The sequence below is a fragment of the Streptomyces bohaiensis genome (assembly GCF_012033785.1).
Classification (GTDB): domain Bacteria; phylum Actinomycetota; class Actinomycetes; order Streptomycetales; family Streptomycetaceae; genus Streptomyces; species Streptomyces bohaiensis.
Genome location: NZ_JAAVJC010000375.1, coordinates 1 through 3,559 on the forward strand (window position 1 = coordinate 1; position 3,559 = coordinate 3,559).

General features: G+C 75.8%; 3 protein-coding genes and 1 pseudogene. 3 read left to right on the plus strand and 1 reads right to left on the minus strand.

Features of this window, described 5'->3' with window-relative positions; translation table 11 throughout:
- Window positions 1–133 precede the first annotated feature (133 nt).
- Entirely contained in the window at window positions 134–1,111 is a 978-nt protein-coding gene (locus HCN52_RS22795; RefSeq protein ID WP_168090323.1) for an alpha/beta fold hydrolase, read from the minus strand.
- Window positions 1,112–1,301: 190 nt separating this feature from the next.
- Between HCN52_RS22795 and HCN52_RS22800 the strand changes: the two genes are divergently transcribed.
- From HCN52_RS22800 to HCN52_RS22810, 3 genes and pseudogenes are all read left to right on the plus strand, one after another.
- Window positions 1,302–1,661: a PadR family transcriptional regulator gene (locus HCN52_RS22800; protein ID WP_168090324.1), complete on the plus strand. Its 360-nt coding sequence runs from the start codon at window positions 1,302–1,304 to the stop codon at window positions 1,659–1,661.
- Window positions 1,658–2,455 carry a hypothetical protein gene (locus HCN52_RS22805; protein ID WP_168090325.1) on the plus strand — a complete coding sequence of 266 codons (798 nt, stop codon included), beginning with the start codon at window positions 1,658–1,660 and terminating at the stop codon, window positions 2,453–2,455. The genes HCN52_RS22800 and HCN52_RS22805 overlap by 4 nt, the downstream gene beginning before the upstream one ends.
- A gap of 200 nt (window positions 2,456–2,655) precedes the next feature.
- Window positions 2,656–3,559: pseudogene (locus tag HCN52_RS22810) on the plus strand (hypothetical protein); the annotation flags it as partial.

The following is a 3,559-nucleotide window of genomic DNA, read 5'->3' on the forward strand; positions in this document are numbered from 1 at the left end:
GTTCCGCCCGCCGCCGGCCTGCGGCCGTTGCCCGCCGTCTGCCGTCTGCCGTCCGCCGTCCGCCGTCCGCCTCCGCCGTGGTGCCGGGCCGCGGTTTGCCGTGGTGCCGGGCCGCGGTACCGCGCCGCGGCGGTCAGCCGGGCAGTGCGTCGAGCCAGTCGACCAGGAGGCGGTTGGTCGCGTCGGGGCGTTCCTGCTGCACCCAGTGGCCGCATCCCGGCAGGACGTGGTGGCCCCGCAGTCCGGGCAGCGTCCGGGGGAACGCCGCGACGGCGTCGGCGAGCCAGGTCAGGGAGGCGTCGCGCTCCCCGCCGACGAACAGCGCGGGCCGGTCGATCGCCGCGCCCGCGAGGGGCGCGAGGTCGGCCCAGTCGCGGTCCATGGCCCGGTAGCGGTTGAGCGCGCCGGTGAAGCCGGTCCGCTCGAACTCGGCCGCGTGGGAGTCCAGTTCCGACTCCGTGAGCCAGGCGGGCAGCGCGCCGTCGGGGAAGCGCTCCCGCAGGGTGCCGCCGCCGCGGGTGACGAAGTGCGGGTCGGGGGCCGGCGGCCCCGGCGCGGTGTCACCGGAGAGCGCGGCGTAGAACCCGCCGAGCCAGCCCCGGACGTCCGGCTCCATCTCGGCCTCGGCGCGCCCCGGTTCCTGGAAGTAGGAGACGTAGAACTCCTCCGCGCCGCCCATGCCCGCGAAGACCTCGGTGGGCCGGGGGCCTCCGGGCGGTGCGTACGGCACGCCCAGCAGGGCGATGCCGCGGCACAGCTCCGGGTGCAGCAGCGCGGTGTGCGCGGCGCCGGTGGCGCCCCAGTCGTGGCCCACCAGCACCGCCTGCCGCTCCCCGAGGGCGTGCACCACCGCGGCGAGGTCCTCGGCCAGCGCCACGGCCCGGTAGGCGGCCGGGTCGGCGGGGCGGGAGGAGCGCCCGTTGCCGCGGGTGTCGACCGCGGCGGCGCGGTAGCCGGCGGCGGCGAGCGCCGGGAGCTGGTGGCGCCAGGAGCGCCAGGTCTCGGGGAAGCCGTGGAGCAGCAGGACCAGCGGTCCCCGGCCCTGCTCCACGAGGTGGGTGCGGCCGGCCGGTGTGGCGACCAGGCGGTGGACGGGCGGGTTCGTCGGCATGGGGTTCCTTCCGTGGGCCGGGGTCCGGTCGATGGTCGGCGACCCGGTGGCGACGCGCCGAGCGGTGTTGCCGTTCCGGCACGTCGCGGTGGACGGTCGCGCCGCAGGGACCGGCGAGCGGCTGTGTCGCCCGGGAGTCACCCATGCGACGTAGGTTGTGACCCTGACTAGTCTGTGGTTCTATCTAGGTATGGCAACTGACCGAAGGGCGAGCTGGCTCAAGGGCGTCCTGGACCTGCTGGTGCTGGGCTGCCTCACCGAGGGCGAGAGCTACGGCTACGAGATCGCCCGGCGCCTGGACGGCGCCGGCCTCGGCCGCATCCGCGGCGGCACCCTCTACCCGGTGCTCAACCGGCTGGAGACCGCCGGGCTGCTGGCGGCCGAGTACCGCGCCGCCGAACGCGGGCCCGGCCGCCGCTACTACCGGCTCACGCCGGAGGGGGAGCGGCAGCTCGCCGAACAGAGCGCCGCCTGGGACGAGTTCCACGCCACCACCCGGGCGGTGCTGGCCGGTGCTCCGGCCACGGGGACGAAGGGGACACACACGTGACGCACACCGGGACCGACGAGCGCTATCTGACCGACCTGGCCGAGCTGCTGCGCGCCGCCCGCATGCCCGAGCCGCAGATCGAGGCGGTGGTGGGCGAGTTGATCGACCACCTGGACTCCGCCGGAGTGCGTGCCGAGGCGGAGTTCGGCCCGCTCGACGAGTTCGCCGCCTCCCTCACGGCGAAGCCGGGCGAGGCGGTCGCGGACGAGGGGACGGATCCGGCGGCGGACGCCGAGGAGTGGCGGTGGAGCGCGGACTACGACAGTGACCTCGCCGTCCTCGACCGCTACGGCCGGCAGGGCTGGGAGGTGCGCGAGCTGGACCGGATCGGGCGCTTCGTGGCGCGACGCGACCGGAACGCGGCCATGGCCTGGGAGTACCGGCGCGAGGTCGTCTCCCGGCGCCGCCGTCAGGAACGCACGGCACTGCTGGCGCCGGACGGCTGGGAGCCGTGCGGGAGTTGGAAGTTCGTCACCTACTACAAGCGGCCGCTCGCCGCTTCGCTCGGACCTGCCGCCGCGGTGCCCGACCCGCCCGCCGGACCGGGCGCCCGCGCCTACCTCAGCCGCGGCAGCCGCATCGGCATGGTCGCCGCCGCGATATCCCTCGTGCTGCTGCCGTTCCTCCTGTACTTCTCCGGGGACGACCCGGGGATGTGGATCGGCGGGGCGGTGGGCGGGGTCATCGGCGGAGTCGCCGCGGTGCTCGGGGTCCGTCGCTCGCTGCGGCGCGATTCCGGGGAACGCGGCTCGGACGCAACGACGGTGCCGGCCCGGGGTGGTGACGGTGGGTGAGGTTGAGCGCCGGAGCGCAACGGCGCACAAGGGGGGCGCATGCAGATCGCGAAGCTCGTGTGACGGGGGGCGCGCACGCGGTGACGGGACGGGGTAGTAACTACCGCGCGTGGTGACAGGCGTGCAACAAATTCACTCGAAGAGCTGAAGATTCGCTCGTCTGGCGCGGTGAAACGGGGATACTTTCTAGCGTGCCCGCCATGGACGAAGAGCCCACGAACCCCGCCGCGGCGCAGCCCAGGGACGCCATCGACGTCGATGACCTCGTCTTCGCCGCGACCGGCCGTCGCGTCCGGAGGCTGACTCTGCCCGACGGCAGCCACTGGTTCCCCGCCGCCGAACTCGACGTCACGGAGAGTGAAGTTCTCGCCTCTCGGGGTGTCCCCGGTGATCGTCGCGAGACGCTGGAGAGCCTCACCGGACGGTTCGGGGTCGCCGCTCCGGCCGGCCCGGGATGGCACCGGACCACGGAGATGGTTGACCTCTCCGTAGTCATGATGGTCGCCCTCGCCGGGGGCGGCGCCGGGCCCGATCCGTTCCGCGTCTGGGTGGCCGACGTCCTGACCGCGGTGCAGCGCGACGGCTGCCACTTCCTGGACGAGGCGACGGTGCAGCCGCGGGGCGAGGAGCCCGGCACGGGCTACGCCATGCCGAGCCGGCTCGCCGAGGCCGTGGTGCGGCTGGAGGAGCCCTCCCTGCCGCAGGACGCCGCCTTCGCCGAGGACGCCCCGGCCGACGCCGCCGCGCGCCGACCGGAGCGCTCCGCCGGCGCCGGTGAGGCGGGTGCCGGGGTCGACAGCGGTGCCGATCGCAGCGGCGACAGCGCCGGCGATCGCGCCGACCACCGCTTCGGTTCCGTGGCAGGCGGCCCGGCCGGTCCGGCGGGCACGTCCGCCGCCGGCCTCGTCCCCGGGCCCCGCAGCACGCACGGCGCCGGTCCGTCCGCCGGTGCCGGTGCCGGTGCCGACACTGACACCGCCGACACCGACACCGACGCCGGGGCCGACGCCGGGGTCGAGGCCCGGGCGCACCGCGCCGGCGGCCGTGCCTCCCGGCCGTCCGGCCCGCGCCCGGCGGGAGCCGGGCAGTCGACCGGCCCCGGCC